Here is a 23,892-nt window from a genome sequence, read left to right as displayed (position 1 = left end):
CCGAATGACAGTATTCTGGCTGGCTATCGTCCTTCTGGCGGTTTTGGCGATAGCGATCATCGCCTTTCCTTTGTTGTCCATCCTCAAATCCGGTTCACAGGGTGCGGGCGCGCGTTGCGACACCGCCAACGTGGCGTTGTTCGAAGACCGCCTGACGGAATTGCGAGCGGAGCTGCAGGCGGGGCTAATCAGCGACGCGGAGTTTCACGATCTGCATATTGAACTGGAAAAGTCGCTGCTGAACGATGCTGAGCCGGGCGCGCAAAGCATGGCGTACCGCAGCAGCCGCCTGCGACAGATTCTGATACTGGTGCTGGTCGTTGTGGGCGTTCCCGCCGCCGCGCTGTTGATGTATCACCAGTTTGGCGACTATAAAGGCCTGCGTCAGGTGGAGTGGATGAAAGAAACTCGCCTGCAGTTGGCGTTGGCCGGAAACGACCCTGAAGAGATTCTGCGTCGTTTGCGCGATCGTCTATTGGAGCAGCCCGAGAACATAGAAGGTTGGGCGCTATTGGGGCGTTCACTGATGACCATGCAGCGCTACGTGGAAGCAGAGGAGGCGTTTCGTCGCCTGGCGGAGTTGTTGACGGCGGAAGGCGAAAACCCCGCTGGCGCCCATGGGTTGCGCGCGCAGGCGCTGTTCTTCAAGGAAGGGCGCTTGAGCGCTCCGGTCAGAGCGGCGTTGGAGCAGGCCCTGAAAACCGACCCCAACGAAGGCAGTTCACTGAGTATTCTGGGCGTGGCGGCGTTCCAGGAACAGCGCTACGCTGAAGCCGCCAAGTTCTGGCGCCGTATTGTCGAGCTGAACCCGAACGACCCCAACGCCGCGGCGATTCGCAATGGCGTGGCGAGAGCGGAGCAACTGGCTGCGGAGCAGGAGGCTCAGCAACCCGCACAGGCGGCGGGCGGCGCCAGCCTGCAACTGCAAGTCAGTCTGGGAGAAAGTTTGAGCGCCAAAGCCGAGCCGGGCGATACCGTGTTTATTCTCGCGCGTCCTGCAGACGGTACGCGTATGCCATTGGCGGTGGTGCGTAAAACTGTCAGCGAGCTGCCAGTCAGTGTGACCCTGGATGACTCCATGGCCATGGGGCCGATGGCGAAGCTGTCTTCCGCCGAAACCGTCGAAGTGGTCGCGCGGGTATCTAAGTCCGGCTCGCCTCAGCCTCAGCCGGGAGACTTACAGGGCGTGGTCGGCCCAATCGAGCTGCGAACCCAGAGCGAACCGCTTGACCTGGTGATCGATCAACAGGTGCAGTAAGCGCGCTGATGGCGCTACTCGCTGAGTAGCGCCGCCTTGATTTCCTCCAGCCTTTCCCGATTGACGCCGAAGTCCCGATAACCCAGTCGGGACGCCGAGCGCAGATGTATCACCCCGGCCTCCCTGTCTAACAGAAACTCTACATCGTCCACAAAGCGAAAGACGAAGGACGTGGCTTCCGCACGGATGTAGTCGGGTTTACGTTGAATGATGCGGATATTGCCGGCGCTTTCCAAAACAGTGGGCAGTCGCTCCCACATTTGAGCCGCTTTGTCGTTGTACAGGGGGGTAATGAAGTGCTCCGCGTCGCTGGGGTCGCTAAAGCTGCTCACGCAGTTAGGGCTTTCAGGGCAGGAGGACAATCGTCCGTCATGGGCTCCCAGTCCCGCTGGAGGCGTGCTGCCGCAGGCGCTGAGACCTGCGGCGAAGAAAAAGATTGTCCACTTTGCTGTGTTGTTCATCGCTCCTTCTCCGCTGCGTGTTGGCGCAGACCTTGATTAAGGCGTGAAATACAGCTGCAAGATCAGTCGCCTTGTGCGTTGAATGCCTGACCGGTAACGCCAATGCTGTCTTTACCCATCAGATAAAGATAGACGTTCATGATCTCTTCAGGCGTTGGGTTTTTCGTGGCGTCTTCCGCCGGATAAGCCAGAGCGCGCATGGCGGTGCGAGTGGCGCCGGGATTGACGCTGTTGACGCGAATGCGTTTGTCATCGTCGTCCAGTTCGTCCGCCAGCACCTGCATCATGCCTTCAACGGCGAATTTGGATACGGCGTAAGCGCCCCAGTAGGCTTTACCTTTGCGACCGACGCTGGATGAAGTGAAAACAATGGAGGCGTCTTCCGATTCGCGGATTACCGGCATCAATGACCGGGTCAACAGAAAGGGCGCCATGGCGTTTACCTGCATCACGCGGGCCCAGCTGTCCGGGTCGTAATGCTCCAGCGGGGTGCGATGACCGAGAATGGCGGCGTTGTGCAGCACCCCGTCAAGTCGGCCGAACTCTTCACGAATGGCGTTGGCCAGATCGTCGTAATCCTTCGCTACAGCGCCTTCCAGGTTGACGGGGAAGATGGCGGGTTTCGGGCCGCCTTCCGCTTCGATTTCATCATAGACGTCTTCCAGCTTCTTGGTGGTGCGGCCGCTGAGAATAATCGTAGCGCCGTGTCGGGCGAAGGTCTTCGCCGCCGCGCGGCCAATTCCCGCGCCCGCGCCTGTGATCAGGATGACGCGGTCGTGCAGAAGGTCGGCGGGGCTTGGTAGGAATACATAATGCGTGTTTTCTCTCGTCGTGATCTGTCTTTAATGTGCGGTGTTTTTCGATTATAGCGCCCGTGCGGAGTTCAAAGCACTTGTTTCAGCAGGGCGGCGATGTCCTCCACGGAATGCGCCACATGGTCCGCATTCCACGCCAGGGCGGATTCGGGCTCATCCAGATAGCCGTAGGCGGCGGCGATGGTAAGCATGCCGGCGTTGGCTCCCGCCTGAATATCGCGAATATGGTCGCCAACATACCAGCACCTTTGCGGGTCGCAGTCCGCCAGTCGAGAGGCCAGCAACATGGGCTCGGGGTCGGGTTTGGTGCGAGAGACGTCATCGGGACACACCAGAGCAGCCATGCGGGAGTTCAGGCCCAACGCCTGCAGCAGCGCTTCGCTGTACAGTCTGGGTTTGTTGGTGACGACGCCCCAGCTGACGCCCTGACTTTCCAGTAATGACAGCAGCGCTTCATATCCTTCGAAAAGACGGCTGTCGACGGCGATGTGGCGTAGATACAGGTCCAGCAGCTCCTGGCGTAAAAGCTCAAATTCTGCGTCCGTTTCTTCCATGGTGAAAGACAGTTTCACCATCGCCCGCGCGCCGTCTGACACGGTTTTCCGTACGGCCTCGTACGCCATGGCGGGCAGGCCGCGCTGGCCGCGCTGCATGTTCATCACGCGGAAGAAGTCGGGGGCGGTGTCGATCAGGGTGCCGTCCAGATCAAAAAACACCGCTTCCGGACGGTAAAGTTGCGCCGCCGACATCATGCGTCCTTGAGCGGTTTGACCGCATGCATGAGGTAGTTGACGTCTACGTCGTCGCCCAGCTTGTATTCTTTCAGTAGTGGGTTGTAGGTCATGCCCCGCATTTCGCACAGATCGAGATCGGCGCTACGCAACCAGGCCGCCAGTTCACTGGGTTTGATGAACTTCTTCCATTCATGCGTCCCCCGCGGCAGCATTTTCAGCACGTACTCAGCGCCGACGATGGCGAACAGAAAGGACTTGGGATTGCGGTTAATGGTGGAGAAGAACAGATCTGCGCCGGGTTTGGCGACGCGAGCGCAGGCGGCGATGACGGAAGCCGGGTCGGGAACATGCTCCAACATCTCCATGCAGGTCACCACATCGAAAGACTCTGCTTCAGCTTCCGCCAGCTCCTCGATGGTGGTGCGGCGATAATCGACGCTGACGCCGGACTCCAGCCCGTGCAGGCGCGCCACGGACAACGGCGCTTCGCCCATATCGATGCCGACCACGTGAGCGCCGCGACGCGCCATGCTCTCGCTGAGAATGCCGCCGCCGCAGCCTACGTCCAGCACTCTTTTGCCGGGAAGGGCGGCGCGCTCGTCAATAAAGTCGAGTCGCAGCGGGTTGATCTCATGCAGGGGCTTGAATTCGCTTTCCGCATCCCACCAGCGATGGGCGAGATCTTCAAACTTTTTCACTTCACTCAGATCGACGTTCTCAACGGGAGTCATGTATCCGTTTCCTCTGAATTGGTCGGAAGGGGCCGGGATGCGGCCCCATGCGTTCGCTGTGGCGGGCTATTTTAATTGGCTTCGGCGGTGTTGGCGATTTTCTCGCGCCATGCATCCACTTTTGTCCGTAGCTCGCGGACGTCCATGTTCAGCAACTTCTGTTCTTTTACTTGCGCCACACCGGAGGTCCAGACATGACTGACCTGGCTGGATTTGGTGGAATACGCCAAGTGCGAGGCGACGTGGTACACCGGCTGCACTTCGATCCCGCTCAGATCCACCGCCATAATGTCCGCCCACTTGCCGGCTTCCAGAGAGCCGGTGACGGATTCCATACCCAGCGCCTTGGCGCCGTTGATAGTGGCGATTTCCAACGCCTGGAAAGCGCTGACGGCGGCGGCGTCCTGCGCCACGGCTTTGGCCAGCATGGCGGCGGTCTGCAATTCGCCCAGCATGTCCAGATCGTTGTTGCTGGCGGCTCCGTCGGTGCCAAGAGCCACGTTCACGCCGGCTTTCAGCAGACGGTCCAGTGGACAGAAACCGCTGGCCAGCTTCAGGTTGGATTCTGGGCAGTGAACGACATGAGCCCCGGTTTCCTGCAGAATTTCCAGGTCGCGCTCGTTAATCTGGGTCATGTGCACGCATTGGGTGTTTGGAGTCAGCAGGCCCAGCTCATGAAGACGTTCGGTCGGGCGCTTGCCGGTTTTCTCCAGACCTTCCTGCACTTCGCCGGCGGTTTCGTGAAGGTGAACCTGTACAGGCATATCCAGCTGGTTGGCCAGCGTTACTACTTGCTCGAACTTGTCGTCGGAGACGGTGTAGGGGGCATGAGGACCGAAGCCGATGCGCACCAGATCGCTGTGCTTGTATTCGTCGTGCAGGGCCAGGCCTTTGTGGATGGACTCTTCCGCCGTCGCCGCGCCGGGTACCGGGAAGTCGATGACCGGGAACACGATCTGGCAGCGCATGCCGAGGCGGGTGGCTTCTTCGGCCACTGCATCCGGGTAGAAGTACATGTCGCTGAAAGTGGTGGTGCCGCCCAGCAGCATTTCCGCCATAGCGAGTTTGGAGCCGTCGCGCACGAATTCATCGCTGACCCATTTGCCTTCCGCAGGCCAGATGTGGTGGCTCAACCACTCCATTAAAGGCAGGTCGTCCGCCATGCCGCGGAACAGGGACATGGCCAAGTGGCCGTGGGTATTGATCAGGCCGGGCGCCACAACATGGTTCGGCAGGTCGACGGTCTCTTTGGCGACATAACGCGCCTTGGCCTCGGCGGCTTCGCAAACGCCGACAATTTTACCTTCGGAGACGGCGACGGATGCGTTTTCAAGTACGACTCCCGCTGGTCTGACGGGGATAACCCAACGCGCATTTATCAATAAATCAACGCTTTCTTGAGCCACAGCTACACTTCCTATATCTATTCAAAATCAGCGGCCAAGTATACCTATAATACAAGGGGATAAGTAGGGCGCAGGGCTTAAATGGCGTATAATGCCGGCCCGGACCAGCAGATTTTCGCCCGGTTCCGTTTTCTGACCACTTGATCAACTTATTGGGGCGCGCCACATGTCGCAATCTTCCGTTTCCGCCATTCGCTGGGCGAACAACCAACTTATTCTGCTAGATCAACGCAAACTGCCGCTGCAGGAAGCATATGTTAACTGCGTCACTCACGTTGAAGTGGCTGACGCCATTCGTCAGATGGTGGTGCGTGGAGCGCCTGCAATCGGTATCGCGGCGGCCTATGGCGTGGCGTTGGCCGCCGCGGAGTTCGGTTCCGACAGGGACCGCCTGCATCGCGCCCTGGAAACGCTGGCGGATTCGCGTCCGACCGCGGTGAATTTGTTCTGGGCTCTGCGTCGTATGCGGGGTCTGATCGACGGGGCTTCCGTTGCGGATCTATTTCCATTGCTGGTGGAAGAGGCGACGCGTATTCATGAAGAAGACCTGCAAGCCAACCTCACCATGGGCGAGTTAGGCGCTGACCTGATCGCAGAAAGCGGACGCGGCGCGCTGCTGACGCATTGCAACACCGGCAGCCTGGCGACCGGCGGCTATGGCACCGCATTGGGCGTGATTCGATCAGCCTACCGGCGCGATCTGGTGACGGAAGTGTTTGCGGATGAAACCCGCCCCTGGCTGCAAGGCGCCAGACTGACCGCCTGGGAGCTTTGTCAGGACGATATTCCCGTCAAATTAATCGCTGACTCCGCTGCGGCGCACGTCATGAAAACCTGCGCTGTGAAATGGGTGATTGTCGGCGCTGATCGCATTACCGCTCACGGCGATGTCGCTAATAAAATCGGCACTTATGGACTGGCGGTTCTGGCGCGCCACCACGGCGTCAAGTTTATGGTGGCGGCGCCCTCCAGCACCATTGACTTCGAGCTGTTCAGCGGCGCGGATATTCCTATTGAAGAACGCACTTCAGATGAACTGAAGTTCGTGCAGGGAACCCCGCTGGCGCCGGAAAAGGCCGATGCCTTCAACCCTGTTTTCGACGTAACGCCGGCGGAGTTGATCGACGCTATCGTTACCGAACGGGGCGTGGTGTTGCGTCCGAATGCGGAGAAGATGCTTAAACTGCAATAGACGCCCTCGCGTTCCTTAATTTTGCGGGCGCAGGCGAATACGGGGAGGATGATATTCCTTCTCGGGCTGCTATTTGTCCGCCCGTTGTCGGAAGATCCGCGCATAACCTTTGAGATCAGGCGCGCGGCAGCCCAATCGCGAAGCGCACGCCGCGAGCCGTGTTTTCTACTTTGATCCGCGCCTGATGGAATTCAGCGATCAGCTTGACGATGACCAACCCCAGGCCCAGGTGTAACTCCTGGCCGCCGTCCTGGCGCACGCTCATAAAGGGCGTAAACAGTTTTTCCTTTATGTCTTCCGGAATCGGATCGCCTTCGTTTTCGACAAAGATCCAGCGCTCCTGTTTAGTTTCTTCGACGCCGATGTAAATGACCCCGTCCGGCTTGGTAAAGTCCCTGGCGTTCTCCAGTAATTTGTCCACTGCTTGCGCGATCAGCTCGGCGGAAATGTCCGCCACCATAGGCGTCTCTGGCAACTCAAGCTCCAGCCTGCGCGGCTCTACGAGGGGGCGGTAAGACTGCTGTAGCTCACTTATAAGCTCGCTCAAATCGAAGGCTTCAACGCTTTGCGTCTGAATTGTGGCTTCCAGCCGCGACGCCTGTCGCATGGCGGTGAGCAGGGCGCTGATGCGTTCCGCCCCGGCGCGGGCGCGACCCAGATACTCCTGCTTTTCCTGTTCATCGGCGGCGCTTTCCAGCAATTGCAAGGAGGAGCTGACGATAGCCAGGGGCGTGCGACACTCGTGGGTCAGCTTGCTGGCGAAAGACTCCATATATTCCGAGTAGCTGCGCAGTTGGGTCAGCATTTCGCTGAAACTGCGCGATAGATCCCCCAGCTCATCCGGCAGGCGCGAAGCCTGGAATCGACCGCTGAACTTGGTTTCAGTGTCCAGCGCGGAAACGATATCCTTGCTCAGATGCGTGATGCGCCAGGATAGCCAGGAGGCATAGCCGAACAAAATGAGCATGATAATGATCAATAGCGCCACGGACCCGCCTACTGCCGCGAATAAAGCGTCATTGGCCACAGCGGCGATCTGCGGCGTGCGTTGCTCCAACTGCACCCAGCCCAATAATTCGCCTGTCTCGCTTTTAACGGGATAGCGCGTTATCAGGTTGGCGAGTTCCGATGTGGCGCTGGCGTCCCACGTGGAGCGCGGCGCATCGGCGGCGATCGGCCTTGATTCCTCCGCCTGGGAGACGCCGTCTACCGCCCAGCGCACCAGGCGGCGCATGGCCATGCGCCAAACGTCGTCCTGCATGCCGATGTAGCGCATCAGGTCGTTGTCGTACTCCAATAAGGTCGCGCCCTGAGCGTCGGTCAAGCGTAAACGGGTGTATTCAGGGGTTAATTCCTGAGCTTTGTGAATCAGTGCAGGCGGAGCGAAGTTCAGCAACATGGGCTCTGCGTCGCTGCCCAGGACATTCAGCGTGTTGCGGTTGAATACCCAGGCGGCGGATTTGTCTATGTCGACCCAGCGCAGGCTGAAGCCGTCCTGCAACGATGCGAGGGGGATGCGTAGCTCCAGGATGAATCCAGGGCCGTCCTCCTGCCACATGCCGTGCACGCTGCTCCAGGACCCCGCCAGACGGGCTTTGATCTGTCCGGGACCTTCCGTTTCCAGCATCGTCACCGCCTTGCCCCCGGCAAGGTAGCCGGTGATCAGTTCGAAATGGTCCGCAGGCTGGCTGCGGGCGCTGGGCTGCTGGTATTGAATGGATGCGTCGTTGGCGGCGACCAACAAATACAGGTCCTGGCCGTCAGTGGCGGCCTTGACGGCGCGAATGGAGTCCGGCTTGGGGCCAGACAAGGCGGGAATTTCCGCCCAGTCGTCCTGATAGCCGTCCAGATAAACAGGCGTATCATACTGGCGCACGTTGAGAATGCGTCCGCCTATCGATGCCGGCGTCGGCCATTCCGGGCGCAGCAGGGAGGCGATAAAGCCCGCCAGCTGGATATGATTCTGCTGTTGGGATTCCCGCAGACTCTGTTCTATCTGTTTTGCGAACTGGATGACCGCCCACGGCAGCAACAGCATGACGCAGGCGATCAGGATAAGCTGGCGACGTAATTTCATGCGTCAGCCTAAGGTTGTGTCGAATCCCAGCGGTATCCCATGCCGTAGGCGGTGTTAATCGCCCGGAAATCCGGGTCCACCGCCTGGAACTTTTTGCGGATGCGTTTGATATGCGAGGTGATGGTGCTGTCGTCGAGAACGGCGTTGGCGGCGTCCATCAATTGGGTGCGGTTTTTGACATGCCCGGGGTGACGCGCCAGGGCGTGCACAATCCAGAACTCGGTGACCGTCAGCATGATCGGCTCATCGTTCCAGAACGCCTGCATACGATCGATGTTGAGTTTAAGTTGCCCGCGGGTGATCAACTCGTCCTGCTTCTGATTGGCGGCCTGTAATGCGTCCAGACGACGGAAGAGGGCGACAATGCGGGTGAGCAGATAGGGAATGCTGATATCTTTGGTCAGATAATCATCGGCGCCCAGACGCAGGCCGGATATCTGATCGAACTCGCTGTCCCGGGCGGTCAGAAAGATAATGGGAACCTGTGAAGACAACCCGCGCACTTCGCGACACAGCTCAAAACCGCCTTCCACATCGGAGCCCAGGCCCACATCAATGATTACCAGATCCGGCAGTTGTACGCGGAAACGTTCCATGGCGGAAGGGCGGGAATCATAGGTTTCCACCTGATAGCCGTGTTTCTTCAACGCTTCACTGTAATTGGCGCGGATCAGAGGTTCGTCTTCAACTAAGGCAATTCTGCGGGTCATTTCACACCTATCGACAAAGAATGGCGCTATTAGAGCACGGCTGAATTTCTCTGCTCAAGAGAAGCCGCGCGCATTGCCACAATTCGTCATTTTTTGATCGACGCTTTGACGGTTTTTTAGCAGATAAACCGCTTAATTCTTGAGTGAAATGTAAAACGACTGCAACAAAACGGTTACTAAACTGACAGAAACAGTCTGAGTGTCCCGCAGTCGCTTAACCGGAACATCACTGCTGTACCCAAGAGGAGATACGCTATGAGCGAGAAACTTCAAAACGCCTCTAACGCGCCATCACAGTCGAAAGCCATGCGTTATGGTTTGGCGTTGCTGACCTTCGCCGCAATTGTTTGCGCACAGAATCTTTGTTTCATGATCGACAACCAAATGATCTGATTATCACTGCGACAAGATGCACGAACGTTTTCCTGGAACTCAACCGCGCCCAGGTCAATGCGGTTGAGTTACTTCCTTCCCTGATTCATACTCCCCTAAGCCGCAAGAGCCGCGCCGATTCATTCGGCGACAAAATCATAAAATGAGCAAATCAAACCCCGGTTGTTGAGTATATTCATCAAAATAAAGGGGATCATCATGCGCGCGCTGCTGTGCAAAGAGCATGGACCGGCGGATTTGCTGGTCATTGAAGACACTGTCGAACCTGAAGTCAGCGGGGCCAACGTCCTGGTGGACGTCAAAGCCGCCGGGCTTAATTTTCCCGATACCCTGATCATTCAGGGTAAATACCAGTTTCAGCCTCCCATGCCCTTCAGTCCCGGTGGGGAAGTGGTTGGCGTGGTCAGTGCGGTGGGCGACAAAGTGAAACGCTTGAAGCCCGGCGACCGCGTCATGGGACTGACAGGGTGGGGCGGTTTTGCTCAAAAAGTAGCGGTTCCCGAATCCAACCTGATCCCCGTTCCTGCGGGCGTAGACGATATCGTTGCGGCCGGATTCGTCATGACCTACGGCACCTCTATACATGCTTTGACTCAGCGTGGCCGACTGCAGGCCGGGGAAACGCTGTTGGTGCTGGGCGCGGGCGGCGGCGTAGGACTGGCTGCGGTGGAAATCGGCAAGGCCATGGGCGCCAAGGTGATCGCTGCCGCCAGCTCAGCGGAAAAGCTGGCGGCAGCTGAAGAAGCGGGGGCGGACGAGACTATTAATTACGCCGAAACGGACTTGAAAGAAGCTATTAAGGCAATGACAGAGGGGCGCGGCGTGGATGTGGTTTACGACCCGGTTGGCGGCGCCCTGACTGACAAAGCGCTTCGCTCCATGGCCTGGGGTGGTCGACATCTGGTTGTCGGCTTCGCCAGCGGAGACATTCCCAAGCTGCCGGCCAATTTGACCCTGCTGAAAGGGTGCGAGGTGGTGGGCGTGTTCTGGGGCGCCTTTACTCAGCGTCAGCCGCAGGACAATCTGCAGAATTTCCAACGCCTGTTCCAGTGGATGCAGGAGGGCCGCATAAAACCGCGAGTCAGCAAAGTTTACCCATTTGAACAGGCGGCGCAGGCGATTGCGGATATGGCGGAGCGCAGGCTGGTGGGTAAAGCGGTGGTGCGCATCGCGGAATAGGCGACGCTACAGCCACTCGTAGTCCGCTTCGTTGACCTTACGGGTGCGGCGACGGTATTCCACAGTAAATCCGGGCCAGAGCGTGGTGATTTTGCCGCTCTTGGTTTGATACCAGCTCTGGCAGCCGGACTTCCATACAGAGCGTTGCAGACGGTGTTGCAGCGACTCATTGAACAGTCTTTGCGCGCGGGAGCGCAGGTGAATCTGTCTGACTCCCAGCTCGCGGGCTTTGTTCATAGCGTCGAGAATGTAGTTAACCTGAGACTCGATCATAAAGATCATGGAGCTATGGCCCAGCCCGGAGTTGGGGCCGACCACCATAAAGAAGTTGGGGAACCCGCTGACGGTGACGCCCAGCATCGCCTCCGCCCCATCTTCCCAGGCTTGATTGAGACTGACGCCCCCAAGTCCGATGAGATCGAAGGGAATCACTGCTTCAGCCGCCTGAAAACCCGTAGCGAGAATAATGGCGTCGAATTCATGGTCCACTCCATCCCTGGTTCGTACGCCGCTTGGCGTCACTCTGTCGATAGGCGTGGTTTCCAGGGCGACGTCCTTGCGTCCCAGCGCCTGATAATAATCATTGGAGATCAGCACCCGTTTGCAACCCAGGGTGTACTGCGGCGTTAATTTGGCCCGCAACGCCGGGTCTGTCGTTTGCCGCGTTAAGTGCGCCAGGGCCTTTTTCTCCACCAGTTTCATGACGCCCGGATGCAGCACAAACCCCATGACGCGCCATTCCAATACCCAGTAAATCACCTGACGACTGAGCCACAGTAAGAAAGGGTAGCGGCGATACAGTGAGCGCTCCATTGGACTGATCATGCGGTCCGGCTTGGGCAATATCCAGGGCGGCGTGCGTTGGAAGACGGTGGTGTAAGCGGCAAGTGGCGCGATATTCGGCAACAGCTGAATGGTGCTGGCGCCTGTGCCGATGACGCCGACCTTTTTTGCGGTCAGGTCGTAGTTGTGATCCCAGCGGGCGGAATGAAAAAGTTTGCCTGTGTAGGACGATAAGCCCGGAATATCCGGCTGCGCCGGACGGCTGAGCGCGCCGACGCCGGAGACCAGAAAGCGCGCTTGCAGCCAGGCTTCGCCGTTAACTTGTACGCGCCATTGATCCTCGGTTTCATCGAACTCTGCGCGAGTGACTCGTTGATTGAGTCGAATAAAAGGACGCAGGCCAAACCTGTCTGCGCACTGTTGCATGTAGGCCCAGATTTCCGGCTGCGAAGCGAACATGCGGCTCCAGTCCGGATTGGGAGCGAAGGAAAAGGAATACAGATGGGAGGGAACGTCACAGCCGGCGCCGGGGTAGGTGTTGTCGCGCCAGGTTCCGCCGATGTCGTCAGCCTGCTCCAGAATCACAAAGTCTTCAATGCCGGCCTGTCTTAGCCGTATGCCCATGCAGAGTCCCGCAAACCCTGATCCGATGATAATGACTTGGTGACGCGCCGCTTCGTTCATGAGCTACCCCCTGCGAAATATCTTTGTTATTTTGTTTACGCCGGGCTCCGTTGAGGTTTCGCTGTGAATGACGAAACCTCAACAGACCTTGGTAAACTCAAGGATAGGTAAGTCTCCCGCTAATTGGCAGCCCCTTTGGGGTGATCGGCGCGGCGGCGATTTGAAAGAGATCACACTATATGTCAAAACAAACTCTAAATATGAACGACAGCCTCTATCAGTACCTGCAAGTGACCGGCGTCAGGGAGAGCAAAGTGCTGCACGCATTGCGGGACGAAACCAATCGACATGAAATGGCGCGCATGCAGATCGCGCCAGAGCAGGGGCAATTTCTGACCTTGCTGACGAAGCTGACGGGCTCCCGAAAAGCCATTGAAGTGGGCACTTTTACCGGTTACAGCGCTATCTGCATCGCCGAAGGCTTACCCAAAGACGGCAAACTCATCTGCTGCGACGTCAGTGAAGAATGGACCAGTATCGCCAGACGCTATTGGTGTCTGGCGGGGCTGACCGACCGCATTGACTTGCGACTGGCTCCTGCGATGGAAACCCTTAACAAGCTGTTGGATGAGGGCCACGCGCGCACTTTCGATTTCGCTTTTATCGATGCGGATAAAACCAACTACGACAACTACTACGAAGCCTGCCTGCGCTTATTGCGTCCGGGTGGTCTGATCGCCGTCGACAACGTGCTGTGGGACGGCAGAGTCGCCGATCCAACGGAGCAGGATGACGATACCTGTGCGATTCGCGCTTTAAATGAGAAGCTGATGCGCGACAAGCGTATTGACTACTCCATGGTGCCCATTGCGGACGGCGTCAGTCTGGCGCGGAAAAAATAATCTCGAATTGAGATGACCAAGCGGGGCTCGATCTGCAGCCGTAGTGGCGGATCGAGCCCCGCGTTCATTAAAGCAGCTTAGGGTGTGAGCGCGGGATTATTCCTGCCCGGCCTGTGTCAGCGCGACAGCCACTTCTTTGCCTTGAACCCGATCATCGTAGCGGGCCACCAACTGTACATCCGAGTAAGGATCGAAGGCGTGCAACATCACATGGTAAACCCCGATCTGCGGCGTGTTGTAGGAACAGGTTTCTTCCTGCGTGGTTTTGAAGGGACGGCAGTCATATTCGTTCAATGTCGGGGGCGTTCTGAAGCGGACATGCATGTCCGCATCGCCCTGGCCGCCTGACATTTCAATGCGCAGATTGCGGGCGCCTTCCGGTATGTCGACGTAGAAATAATCCATCTCATCCTGGCTGCCGGAAAGTTTCGTCGCCGCTTCTCCATTCATCAGCTCCTGGCTGCTGTCGGCGTTAGCTTTATAGCCAGCTTCAAAGGTGATGCCGGAATAGCTGGAGAATGCGTGCAGCATGACGTAGTAATTTCCCGCCTGAGGCGAGTTGAAGGTGCAGATTTCTTCCTGAGTGGTTTTGTAAGGCCGGCAGTCATAGGAATCAAAGGTCGGTCGGCTGCCGTATTTGACGAACATATCCATGTCGCCGCTGCCGCCAGAGATGCGGAACGCCAGATCGCTCGCGCCAGGATCGACTTTCAGCACGTAATAGTCTTTATCCTCCTTGGTGGCGCTTAGATTGGTGAGCACCTGGCCATTTTCCAGCTCCGTATCCGGCGTATCGGGATCGGTGGGGCCGGAAGTACCGGGGTTGTAGAGCTTGTTGCTGGTGCAGTACTTCGAACCGTTCTTGCTCATCCAGAAATAATTGCAGTTGCCGTCATAGCTATAGCGACCTGTCTTCACCTTGTAACCGGACAGGTATACGCCATCCAGATGGTAGAAGCCGCCGTCATATTTCAGGCTGAAGTGCTGATGGGGACCGGTTGAACTGCCGCCATTGCATAGCGCCTGAGAGCGGTTGTTGGCGTAGTTCGCCAGTTTCTGGTTTTGCGACACGCTGGTGCGATTCTGGAACTGCACATTGTCCAGATGGTAGTAAGTGGTTGACCAGCCGCCATCGTGCAGTACTTCCACGAAACAGGACGAATGCCGCACCGCCGTACCTGCGGCGGACGCCACCGCCCACTTGGTGGAGGTATCCGAGCCCCAGGAGCCGCCGTTGTTCATATCCAGGGAGGACATCGGATAATTGCCGCTGCCGGTGTTGGTATGCGCGCCGCCGAACCACCAGCTCTGATCAATGGGGAAGGGGAGCTGAAGCATGTTTTCCGGAGGGACCAGCCTTTTGGAGTAGGCGGAGAAGCGACTGACGCCGGGAGGTTCCGCGCTTTCCTGCTCCTGCGGGAACAGGCGCTGGTAGACGGTCGCAAATTCATCAGCGTCGCCAGCGGCGTTGTTCATCAAGGTGCGGGAGAGCGCCCGTGTGGCGATGTCCTCGCCGCTGATGGAGAAGCTCTTCTGCTCCTGGTTCACGGTGCGATAATACGATCTGGCCAGACGCATTGCGACATCTTCAACCTGAGCGCTGAAGCCATCCCGCTCGGATAAATCGCCAAGGGGGCGTTGCAGGGTTGCAGTGCGTGCGCCGCTTACTAAGCCAGTCTGCATTTCTATCAGGGTTAACAACACTTTAGGGCTGACGGTGCTATAACCGGCCCAGTGGGTGATGACTTCGGTCTGATCCAACAGGTGGGGAGCGTTTCGCTTCAGATAGGCGGCGACATCGAAAGTCAGCATCTCTTGGTAAGAATAAATAAACTGCTCGTCCGAGATGATATCTCTGCTATCGTCGGAATGCGCCAGGAGGGGGAGTGCTGTTAACGCGCAGACGAAGATAGATCCGATACTCTTTTTCATATAAATTCCCTTTAAAGTTAATGAGTTGAACGCGGCTAGGCGAGGCTGGCCGGTTTAAACGCTGCGCGATTTTGCGCGCAGTCGAGCGGTCTGTTTCTCAAATGAGAACAACTCTCAGACAGTTATAAATGAAGACTAAAAAATGATCAGTTGCAAGTCACGGTTGCGGGTTGGGAATGATTTCAAACCCCCTGCCGTTTGATTCATCGTTAGGCGAAAGCGTCCGCTTTTACACAGGAATGAAGACTAGGCCGTATAAAAAAATCCGGCAATCCGGTTGAAATACCTGAACAAAATATACGGGGCGCATTATTGCGTTAAGCGGCGTAAAGTCGAACAAAAAAGTCGGATGAAGAAATATGAGCGGCGAAGCTGAACAGATGAAATTTTTATGTCTGAAGCATACGCAGGCGGATATCGCCAGGGAGCTCTATGAGCTGTTTCAATCGGCTTATCGGGTGGAAGCCAAGCTGATTGGCGTTGAGCAATTTCCGCCGTTGCGCAGAACCGCTGCTGATATTATGAGAAGCTCTACGCAGTTTTTGGGATATCGACAGGTGTCCAGGCTGGTCGCTGCGGTTGAGATTGAGCGCCAAGGAGAGTGGCTCAGCATCCACAGTCTGGTGGTTGTTCCCGACATGTTCAGGCAGGGCTTCGCCAACGGGTTGCTGGAGTATGTTTTTACTCAAAGCCATCAATTTGGTCGCGCCAAAGGCGTGAAAGTGTCCACCGCCGCAGTGAACGCGCCGGCCATAAGTTTGTATGAGCGATTCGGGTTTCGGAAAGTGGGAGAGAACCGCACGCCGGAAGGCATATCTGTGGTATCCTTTGAGGCCCTGTTCTGACACAGACTCCATCAATAATTTTATCGACGTCATTGTCGCGCGATGGATGCGCTTTTGAACTCAATCCGTCCGCTTGCAGTATCTACATCTACGAGTTCTCTTTAGGCAGTATTAATTCTCATGAAGCAACGGCTACAGGCGCCTTTGGACGCACTTAAGGCGTTTCCTGGAAAATACGAAATCCATATTACTATCTTCGTTCCCGATCAAGGCGCCTTGCAGCGTTTTATCGGCTTTTGCGCTGCGCAGGAGGCGAAAGCCATTGTGATCCAACTGTCTTCCGGGCGCCATTGCACGCAGCCGATGTTATGCAAGCGTATTGGCGGTGAGCCGGACACTGTCTGGGCGCATGTTCAGGCGCTTTGTGAGGGGATGATCAGCGAGGGATTCGCCGTCGAGCGCTTGAAAATCGAGGCGGCGATCGACAACGCCAATATCCCGCAAAGCGATGAGGTTGCGGCGCAGTTGCCGGATTATTGTTATTTCGAACATCACCTTAAGCTGCGTTTGCCAGCGGATTACGATTTGGATGCATTGCGCAAAGCGGTGCGGGAGTATCGCGGGCGACTCTCCACCAATGCGTTTTGGCGCAACTATGAACATATGGAGCAGTTTGTCACCCAGCGTATACGGGGAGGCGCGCCAAAGGCGGGCGAGGTCCTGAATGCATTGCGCGCTTTTTTGGCGGCCAATGAGGTGACCATTGTGAAAGAAATTCGCGAGTTCAATATCTATGACAGCAATATTGGACTTGACGCAGACTGGGGCGGCGCAAGCGCTGAGGCTCACCCATGAGCGCACTATCCATGGATTTGTCGGAAGGGCGCCGCACGCTTGTTGCTATTGAGACGCTGTTGACGCGTTTGCGGCCCCAGCCGCATGCAGACTGCTTTGTGGTGCGGGGCAGCTACGTGTCGCGTCTTTGGAGCGGGCCGCAACCGCGTCATTGCAAAGATCTGGATCTACTGTTTTTGGGAGATTATACGCCGGATTCTTTTACTGCTTTGATACGTCTGCTGATGGCTCAGCAAGACGCCTCGCCCTGTCGTTTTGAGCCCGACTCCCTGGAGGTTCTTCCCATTTGGCAAGACAGTATCTCTCCAGGCGTGCGTTATAGCGTGAATTATGCAATTGCAGGCATTGAAGGGACGTTGCAGTTGGATATCGCCGTAGGCGACCCCTTGGTGGCGCCGCCTCGGATTGTAACAGTTCCCTCCGCCCTGCAAGACGGCGCTACGATCACCGTTCCGACCGTCGCAGTGGAAATCGCCGCCGCCTGGAAACTGCATGGGTTGTTTGAACATATAAACGGCGGCTGGATGTCGAAGACTTTGTGGGACCTGTATCTGTTTTGCCGCTACAACGAATTGGATGCGGACTTGTTACGGCGCGCCACTATGGAGGCATTCGCCAGCAGGATGGACCCCTTGGAAATTTGCCGACGTCTGATGTTCGGCGACTTCGGCCGCAGCAAGAAATCCCGTAGAAACTGGCGCAGCCTGATCGCGGAATATCCGCATCAGCAGATTGAGCCGATGGAGTCGGTGTTGGAGTGGCTGCGGAGTTATCTCAAACCTGTATTGCAGCTGGAGAATGACGAAACTCTGCTGACGCAGTCAGAGGTGATCACCTATCGCGTGAAGCTGCTGAAGGAAGACGGTTCGGAAGCCGTGCGCAAGAAACTGCGCACACTGCAACAGAAACGCAAGCTGCTGCCGTTCAAGGCCTATACGTCCATCCCGCATTTACCCGGGTCGCGTACTGGCCTTGCGGATAAACATATCGACGCCAATAAGGCGGAGATGTTGACCTCGCGACAACGTCATCCTGATGATGTGGTTATCGTGCAAGAAAAGCTGGATGGCTCCTGCGTGGCGGCGCTGCGAACAGATGACCGTGTCCTGGCGTTGGGACGCGATGGCGATCTGGCGGATGAGTCCCCCAATCCGGCGCGAAGATTATGGGCGGAATGGGTGGAGGAGCATCAATCTCGTTTTCTTGATGTGCTGGCGCCCGGCGAGAGAGTGGTAGGCGAATGGCTGGCTCTGGCGCATGGAACCCGCTACCGGCTGGCCCATGAACCCTTTGTTCCATTCGATATTTTTACCACGGACAATCGACGCATACCCTATGCGGCCTTTCATCGACGCGTAATGCAGGCCGGGTTTACCCCCGCCCACATCCTCCACATTGGGGAGCCCTGTTCTATTGATGAGGCCCTGCGATTGTTGGGGGAAGGCGCGCACGGAAGCGTCGACGCCCCGGAAGGCGCAGTGTGGCGTCTGGAGCGGGGAGAGCAAGTGCTGTTTTTGGGCAAGTTTGTGCGCCATGGCAAAACCGATGGCGCTTATCTTCCAGAAAACAGCGGACGTCCTGCGCTATGGAACTGGCATCCTTACCTGCCTGCTTTTTTTGACGAAAAGGGGGAGAAGGGACGAGAGGGTGAAGAGGTCATTCACGAGACGGCAAGTAAAAGTAAAACCGAAAATGGCGAGACGGATTAACAGCGGTTTGGAAACGGCTTAATGAAATCATTGGATCAATTGGTGAAAGGCAATCGTCGTATTCGGGTCGCCGGGTTTGACGATGCGCCTTTTTCACGGCGGCGGGGGTCGCCTGTCAACGTTGCGGGAATTATCTGCGCGGATGGCGAATTTGAGGGCATGCTCTGGGGGACGGCGGCCAAAGATGGCGATGACGCCACGGACTGTCTGATCGCCATGCTGACGAACAGCAGGTTCTATGATCAGGTCGGCGTCGTGCTGACGGACGGCGTGGCCATTGGCGGGTTCAATGTCATTGACCTGCCCAGATTATGTGAAAGCGTGCAACGTCCCTGTATTGCCGTCATGCGCAAACACCCGGATCTGCAGGCGATAGACAAGGCGCTGCGCAACTTTGACGACTATGAGCGGCGGCGTGGTCTGATTCGCGCTGCGGGAACTATTTTTAATAACGATTTCTGTCATTATCAGGTCGCCGGCTGTGATCCGGAAACCGCCAGCAAAGCGTTGGAGAGGCTGACCACCAAAGGCAGAGTGCCGGAAGCTTTGAGATTGGCGCATATTATTGGTTCGGCGGTGATGACCGGCGAAAGCGGTCGGAGGGCCTGACGCTCATGGAAAATGCCGTGACGCAATGGTTTGGCGAGGCTTTCTCGCACCTGCACCCAATGCTTCAGCAATTACATCGCGAAGGCGGAACGCTGACGGGGCGGGTGCAGGTCGAATACGGCGCGGGACTGGCGGGTTGGATTGGGCGACGCATCGCGACGAAAACCGGAGCGCCGCAGACGACAGGAATGGTCGGTTTTTGTGTTGAAATCCGCCACTCTGGCGACGCGTTGCAATGGAACCGCACATTCGAATCGGGAGCGCAGATGCGCTCTCTTTTCCGCCCTCATGGCGCCTTTCCCGGCGGATACTGGAGCGAGTCCACCGGCGACGTGGAGTTACACTTGGGCGTGGATATCCGAGATGGCGGCTGGCGTTGGGTTCCCCGGCGCTGCAAGCTGCGCGGTTTACCCTTGCCCTTGTGGCTGGTCCCTCGGACGCACGCGTATAAAATGGTTGTCGACGACCAGTATCGGTTTGCGGTGACCCTAAGTCTTCCTGTTTTGGGCAAGTTGATGGGCTATGCGGGAGACCTAAGGCTGACCTGAGGCGCGCCAGGCCCACCTGACATAACTTGATAGAGAGGCGCTATGCAAACGGAGACATACAGCGGCGATATTGTCATCGCCAGCAGAAGAAAAAAGTCGTCGACACTGGAAAGAGAATTTCCTGGGTACGCCATTATAGACGTCACCTCAAAGGCTTCGGCGCCTTGGGTGAAATTTTCCCCTTTTTATCCTCATAGTGGGATTCCCATACCGTTTTCATCCGAGACCGCTCAATCCGTAGAAGGCATATGGCAGGGCTTGAAGGTGTTTGAAGGGCAGGACATTGACCCTTCTCGCTTCGATATCACGGATATGAAAGGCATTAAGCGTACAGTCAGACGTTACGGGCGTGTGTTAGGGCATCGAAAAGGACCCGGAGGGGAGTTAATTCCCTATATCGAAGCGAGAAAGCAGATCTATCTGCCCGCGTATCATTGGACGCTGACGCACAGGCTACAGGCGGAGCTAAGCCAACTATCCGAGCTGCTTGCCCGGCATGAGGGGCTGGTTTTATTGGATTATGAGACTAACACGGATATAAATGATCCCCGCAAACCTTTGTCCCACGCTGCGCTGATACGTCGCTTTCTACAGCCTTAATACGCTCTTAATCCCGCCTTTTTTAAACTCTCCCGCAATGAGATAGGCCGCAGCATGTGCTGTGGCGCTGTAGGCGAATGAGGGAGGTGAGAGTGGATAATTTGCAGGCGCGTTTTGATGATGCGGGTGTCTGGCTGGAACTGATTGATCTGAGCTTGCTCGCTGCGCTTTGTCTCGTGGGGGCGGGCGTATGCTGGGATATAGTGCGGAAGCGTTGGGAGCCTTTACGTGAGAAGCTCGCCAATATCGCTGTCGCCATCGGCAATATTTTGTTGGAGAGGACTCTTTACGGCGCGGTTTTTCTAATTGCGTTATGGCTGGTGGAGCCGCTGGCGTGGTGGCGTATTCCAGTGAATGGCTGGACCTGGGCGTTGGCGCTTCTGGCGGCGGACTTGAGTTACTATTGGATGCACCGTATCGAACACAAAGTCAGGTTTTTCTGGACGATCCATAGCGCGCATCACTCTTCGGAGCGCTTTGACTTCAGTACGTCTCTGCGTCTTTCCTGGCTGGAAGGTCCGGTGGAGTGGATCTTTCTGGTTCCCATGGTCCTGCTTGGGTTTGACCTGGTGCAGACAATCGTGGCTTTCTTGGCGGTTGTGGCCTATCAGTCCTGGATTCATACGGAAAAGGTGGGGACGCTCGGCTGGCTGGACCGCGTCTTCAATACGCCGTCTGCGCACAGAGTGCACCATGGCTCCCATCATCCCTACCTGGATAAAAACTTCGGCGGCGTACTGATGCTTTGGGACCGGCTATTCGGAACCTATCAGCCGGAGACGGCTCCGGTGAGCTATGGTTTGACGACGCCATTGGCCTCACGCAATCCCTTCATAATAGTTTTTCATGAGGCGAAGGCGTTATATTCAGATTGTCGAAACGCGCATTCATGGCGCGACCGGCTGCACTTTTTGATCAAGTCCCCAGGTTGGAAACCGGACACTCATGCGCATACTGATCATTGAAGACGATCGACATTTGGCCGCCGCCATCGCCGACTACCTTGAGTTGCAGCAGGCGGAGTGCGACTTCGCCTTCAATGGGACCGCCGGGCTGCAGCGTGCGGCGCGAGACAGGTTCGACGCCATCATCCTGGATTTGATGTTGCCGAAAATGAATGGCTTTGATCTGTGTGCGGAACTGCGGCGTCAAGGGATATACACCCCGGTGTTGATGTTGACCGCTTGCGATACGGATGAAGAGCAATTGCAAGGGTTTCGCAGCGGCGTCGACGACTATGTCGCCAAGCCCTGCCCCATGCCGTTGCTGTGGGCGCGGTTACAGGCGCTGGCGAGACGCGCATCGAAACAGGGAGAGACGCTGCGAGTGGGGCCTTTGGAAATACGCTTGGGCGAACATCGCGTGATGCGAGAGGGACATGAGATAAGACTGACGCCAACCGGTTGGAAGCTGCTAGTGACGCTGATGCGGCGCAGCCCTGATGTGGTTTCCCGGGAGGAGCTGGAAACCGCCGCCTGGCCAGGAGGCGACGTTGACCCAGGCAATTTTAACGTGCAGCTTCATCAGCTACGCAAAGCCGTGGATAAGCCCTTTGCGCAGGCTCTGATTCATACTGTTGTCGGCGTAGGCGTGTGTATTCGGGAAGACGGCGCCTGAGCGTCCCTGCCCGGCGCTGCAAAACCCGGATGACCGATTAAGGGTTATTGCGGGCGTCCCAACTGCCGCTTGGGCCGATCATTCTTGAGCGACAAAAGACGCAGTGAATCTTGTTGTAGCGATAACCATTGCTGGCGAGCATGTCCAGTGCATGTTTGAGGTTTACTCCGCCCATCAGCTTGCGGTTGCGCACGGTCAATACATCGAATTTGGGGAATGGGTTGGGGCATAAACGTTGCGCTTCCGCCATCATTCGCGCGTCGCCGCTGTTCAAGGCGTCCTGACGTAAGGTAATGAATGTCCGGTTGCTGTCTATATCCCGGCTGATGCTGTGGTAGGTCTCTCCGGTTTCATCCCCCTGGTATTTGCTCAGGCTGTAATTTCTGACTTTTGTATTTGGCGTCAGACGCTGCAAGAACTTGGTTTTACCGCTGATGACGGAGCCCAGGCCCGGGTCCAGCAATGCCTGAGTGTGAGGGCCGTAGAAGTACAACTGGGTCCATTCCGGCACGCCGATCCAGCCCCCCAGGCCGGGAATATTGCGCGCCCAGCCGGTCTGTTTTCCAAACTCGGGGCGGGAAATATAACCGCCATGGGAGGTGATCAGCAGGTTTTCCGCTATGATGCCGGTGGCGTCAGTGAATAAATACAGTTTGTCGCCTAATGGGATTTTCTTCGCCATATGTAGTCCTGATATATCGTTGAGAAAGTATTATAAAGATGAGAGTTTAAAATCGTCTGTTGTTGGCGTGTAACAATAGAGCCTATGGTGGATTCTGTATAATTAGTATGCTCAATGGATTTGATAATCAGATTCTAAAAAAGTTCCAGAAAGGAGATTTTTCTTGAATGGCGCTTTTAATAAAAAGCCGGCGGCGACAGAAATTATATTGGCGGTTCAGTGTAGGACTTGAATGAGCTAACTATCGGTATTGCAGACAATGAAATTAATACGCTTTCTTTAGGCGTTATCGAATAGGGTTTAGCCACTTGTAAAGTGGTATCGCCGCCAGTAAGAGGAAATATTAGTCATCAAGGCAACTGCTGTAATGTCTATTATACTTTGGTGGACGAGAGCTATTATTTCGTGATGGTTCTGAAGCTGGATGCTGAACAAGGGCGAGCCTGATGATTAACATGCCAATATCATTGCCATATTAATAATAAGGTCAAGGCGCTGTATGACGGTGACAAGAACAGGATGTTGAGATACAAGCATCGGGCCCGGATTGGCCGGGCCTGTAGCGGGTAGGCTCAGCCCTCTTTCTGTAAAGCCCGGGGCCGACGCGTAGACGGGAGCAAAGGCTATCGATGAGGACGGGGAGCTACTTCCAAATGATTGTAATAGAAAACATTTGGCTCATTTTTCCAGGTGGCTTCTTCTGCGCCTCTTAATACTGCGCCGCACGTATAAACCTTGCAGAGTTTGTTTAAACCGTCAAACTTCTTGGTGTTATTCCTGTCCACATATCCGCCTACGGCATTTACTTTTACACACTGGTTTGTCTGTGTTCCGATAATAACGGCGCCGGTAATGTTCAATCTTTTTATCTCGGCTGCAATATCCAGATTGGTTTCGGGGTTGAACATACTAATGTGCGGTTTCTTAACCACTGTGGCGCCGCGTACGCAGTAGTCTCTCCATGTTCTTACTCCCACTGGCGGAGCTCCGCCAATAACGACAGGTTGCGCTCCATCGCTGAGTGCGGCGTGATCAATTTCTATTAAGTAAATGGGCATGCGCAAAGTCTGCGCTTTAGTTATAGTCGACAATAGCGAAGCATGATTTCTGGGTGCTTGTTTTCCTTGTTCATCTATGACAAATAACGCGAGCTTCTTTCCGCCTTTTTTCACTTCATTGTTCATGGCTTCATGTAAAGAAACGGTGTTGACAATAGTCATGGCAGTATCCTTGTTTCGTGCTGGATTGTAGTTTGTATTAATCGAAATGGAATGATATTTAATCTTAATG

24 protein-coding genes are annotated in these 23,892 nt (G+C 56.1%); 13 read left to right on the top strand and 11 right to left on the bottom strand.

What is annotated here, in order from left to right:
* Positions 1-4: 4 nt before the first annotated feature.
* Entirely contained in the window at positions 5-1,258 is a 1,254-nt protein-coding gene (gene ccmI, locus HCH_RS19485) for a c-type cytochrome biogenesis protein CcmI (RefSeq protein ID WP_011398134.1), read from the top strand.
* 14 nt (positions 1,259-1,272) lie between these two features.
* On the opposite strand, the gene HCH_RS19480 is transcribed toward ccmI, so the two are convergent.
* The 5 genes from HCH_RS19480 to HCH_RS19460 form a co-directional block, all read right to left on the bottom strand.
* Positions 1,273-1,719: a DUF1499 domain-containing protein gene (locus tag HCH_RS19480; protein WP_011398133.1), complete on the bottom strand. Its 447-nt coding sequence runs from the start codon at positions 1,717-1,719 to the stop codon at positions 1,273-1,275.
* Positions 1,720-1,781: 62 nt separating this feature from the next.
* Positions 1,782-2,459 carry a YciK family oxidoreductase gene (locus tag HCH_RS19475; RefSeq protein ID WP_420794878.1) on the bottom strand — a complete coding sequence of 226 codons (678 nt, stop codon included), beginning with the start codon at positions 2,457-2,459 and terminating at the stop codon, positions 1,782-1,784.
* A gap of 143 nt (positions 2,460-2,602) precedes the next feature.
* Entirely contained in the window at positions 2,603-3,283 is a 681-nt protein-coding gene (locus tag HCH_RS19470) for an HAD family hydrolase (protein ID WP_011398131.1), read from the bottom strand.
* A complete protein-coding gene (gene ubiG / locus HCH_RS19465) occupies positions 3,283-3,999 on the bottom strand; it encodes a bifunctional 2-polyprenyl-6-hydroxyphenol methylase/3-demethylubiquinol 3-O-methyltransferase UbiG (RefSeq protein ID WP_011398130.1) in 717 nt (238 codons plus the stop codon). Before ubiG ends, HCH_RS19470 begins: the two co-directional genes overlap by 1 nt.
* A 71-nt stretch (positions 4,000-4,070) precedes the next feature.
* Positions 4,071-5,405, bottom strand: a complete 1,335-nt coding sequence (locus HCH_RS19460; protein ID WP_011398129.1) for a TRZ/ATZ family hydrolase — start codon at positions 5,403-5,405, stop codon at positions 4,071-4,073.
* Between the two features lie 166 nt (positions 5,406-5,571).
* Between HCH_RS19460 and mtnA the strand changes: the two genes are divergently transcribed.
* Positions 5,572-6,597, top strand: coding sequence for an S-methyl-5-thioribose-1-phosphate isomerase (mtnA, locus tag HCH_RS19455; protein WP_011398128.1), 1,026 nt, complete (start codon positions 5,572-5,574; stop codon positions 6,595-6,597).
* 115 nt (positions 6,598-6,712) lie between these two features.
* Here mtnA and pdsS read toward each other — a convergent pair whose 3' ends face one another.
* The gene (gene pdsS / locus HCH_RS19450; protein ID WP_011398127.1) at positions 6,713-8,674 is read right to left on the bottom strand and encodes a proteobacterial dedicated sortase system histidine kinase; all 1,962 of its coding nucleotides are present in this window, start codon (positions 8,672-8,674) and stop codon (positions 6,713-6,715) included.
* Positions 8,675-8,682: 8 nt separating this feature from the next.
* Entirely contained in the window at positions 8,683-9,384 is a 702-nt protein-coding gene (gene pdsR, locus HCH_RS19445) for a proteobacterial dedicated sortase system response regulator (RefSeq protein WP_011398126.1), read from the bottom strand.
* Positions 9,385-9,639: 255 nt separating this feature from the next.
* Between pdsR and HCH_RS34295 the strand changes: the two genes are divergently transcribed.
* The gene (locus HCH_RS34295) at positions 9,640-9,777 is read left to right on the top strand and encodes a hypothetical protein (protein WP_011398125.1); all 138 of its coding nucleotides are present in this window, start codon (positions 9,640-9,642) and stop codon (positions 9,775-9,777) included.
* Positions 9,778-9,975: 198 nt separating this feature from the next.
* On the top strand, positions 9,976-10,956 hold the full coding sequence (locus tag HCH_RS19440; RefSeq protein WP_011398123.1) for an NADPH:quinone oxidoreductase family protein: 981 nt from the start codon (positions 9,976-9,978) through the stop codon (positions 10,954-10,956).
* 6 nt (positions 10,957-10,962) lie between these two features.
* Here the strand turns inward: HCH_RS19440 and HCH_RS19435 are convergent, their stop codons facing one another.
* Entirely contained in the window at positions 10,963-12,423 is a 1,461-nt protein-coding gene (locus HCH_RS19435; RefSeq protein WP_011398122.1) for a flavin-containing monooxygenase, read from the bottom strand.
* Positions 12,424-12,602: 179 nt separating this feature from the next.
* On the opposite strand from HCH_RS19435, the gene HCH_RS19430 reads away from it, so the two are divergent.
* A complete protein-coding gene (locus HCH_RS19430; RefSeq protein WP_011398121.1) occupies positions 12,603-13,265 on the top strand; it encodes an O-methyltransferase in 663 nt (220 codons plus the stop codon).
* Between the two features lie 96 nt (positions 13,266-13,361).
* On the opposite strand, the gene HCH_RS19425 is transcribed toward HCH_RS19430, so the two are convergent.
* Positions 13,362-15,197 carry a pre-peptidase C-terminal domain-containing protein gene (locus tag HCH_RS19425; protein WP_011398120.1) on the bottom strand — a complete coding sequence of 612 codons (1,836 nt, stop codon included), beginning with the start codon at positions 15,195-15,197 and terminating at the stop codon, positions 13,362-13,364.
* 359 nt (positions 15,198-15,556) lie between these two features.
* Between HCH_RS19425 and HCH_RS19420 the strand changes: the two genes are divergently transcribed.
* From HCH_RS19420 to HCH_RS19385, 8 genes are all read left to right on the top strand, one after another.
* On the top strand, positions 15,557-16,042 hold the full coding sequence (locus HCH_RS19420) for a GNAT family N-acetyltransferase (protein WP_011398118.1): 486 nt from the start codon (positions 15,557-15,559) through the stop codon (positions 16,040-16,042).
* A gap of 120 nt (positions 16,043-16,162) precedes the next feature.
* Positions 16,163-16,837: a hypothetical protein gene (locus HCH_RS19415; protein ID WP_011398117.1), complete on the top strand. Its 675-nt coding sequence runs from the start codon at positions 16,163-16,165 to the stop codon at positions 16,835-16,837.
* The gene (locus HCH_RS32575) at positions 16,834-18,546 is read left to right on the top strand and encodes a nucleotidyl transferase AbiEii/AbiGii toxin family protein (protein ID WP_011398116.1); all 1,713 of its coding nucleotides are present in this window, start codon (positions 16,834-16,836) and stop codon (positions 18,544-18,546) included. The genes HCH_RS19415 and HCH_RS32575 overlap by 4 nt, the downstream gene beginning before the upstream one ends.
* A gap of 21 nt (positions 18,547-18,567) precedes the next feature.
* Complete coding sequence (locus HCH_RS19405) at positions 18,568-19,155, top strand: DUF99 family protein (protein ID WP_011398115.1); 588 nt, start codon at positions 18,568-18,570, stop codon at positions 19,153-19,155.
* A gap of 5 nt (positions 19,156-19,160) precedes the next feature.
* A complete protein-coding gene (locus HCH_RS19400) occupies positions 19,161-19,703 on the top strand; it encodes a DUF4166 domain-containing protein (protein WP_011398114.1) in 543 nt (180 codons plus the stop codon).
* Between the two features lie 42 nt (positions 19,704-19,745).
* Entirely contained in the window at positions 19,746-20,303 is a 558-nt protein-coding gene (locus HCH_RS19395; RefSeq protein WP_011398113.1) for a DUF6939 family protein, read from the top strand.
* A 92-nt stretch (positions 20,304-20,395) separates the two neighbouring features.
* The gene (locus tag HCH_RS19390; protein WP_158304978.1) at positions 20,396-21,268 is read left to right on the top strand and encodes a sterol desaturase family protein; all 873 of its coding nucleotides are present in this window, start codon (positions 20,396-20,398) and stop codon (positions 21,266-21,268) included.
* The gene (locus HCH_RS19385) at positions 21,249-21,920 is read left to right on the top strand and encodes a response regulator transcription factor (protein WP_011398111.1); all 672 of its coding nucleotides are present in this window, start codon (positions 21,249-21,251) and stop codon (positions 21,918-21,920) included. The genes HCH_RS19390 and HCH_RS19385 overlap by 20 nt, the downstream gene beginning before the upstream one ends.
* A gap of 37 nt (positions 21,921-21,957) precedes the next feature.
* Here HCH_RS19385 and HCH_RS19380 read toward each other — a convergent pair whose 3' ends face one another.
* The gene (locus HCH_RS19380; RefSeq protein ID WP_011398110.1) at positions 21,958-22,602 is read right to left on the bottom strand and encodes a putative adhesin; all 645 of its coding nucleotides are present in this window, start codon (positions 22,600-22,602) and stop codon (positions 21,958-21,960) included.
* Between the two features lie 623 nt (positions 22,603-23,225).
* On the bottom strand, positions 23,226-23,822 hold the full coding sequence (locus tag HCH_RS19375; protein WP_011398108.1) for an isochorismatase family protein: 597 nt from the start codon (positions 23,820-23,822) through the stop codon (positions 23,226-23,228).
* Between the last annotated feature and the right edge of the window lie 70 nt (positions 23,823-23,892).

It is taken from the genome of Hahella chejuensis KCTC 2396 (genome assembly GCF_000012985.1).
Classification (GTDB): domain Bacteria; phylum Pseudomonadota; class Gammaproteobacteria; order Pseudomonadales; family Oleiphilaceae; genus Hahella; species Hahella chejuensis.
The sequence above is the reverse complement of the archived record's forward strand: the minus strand, read 5'-3'. Positions and strand labels throughout refer to the sequence as shown.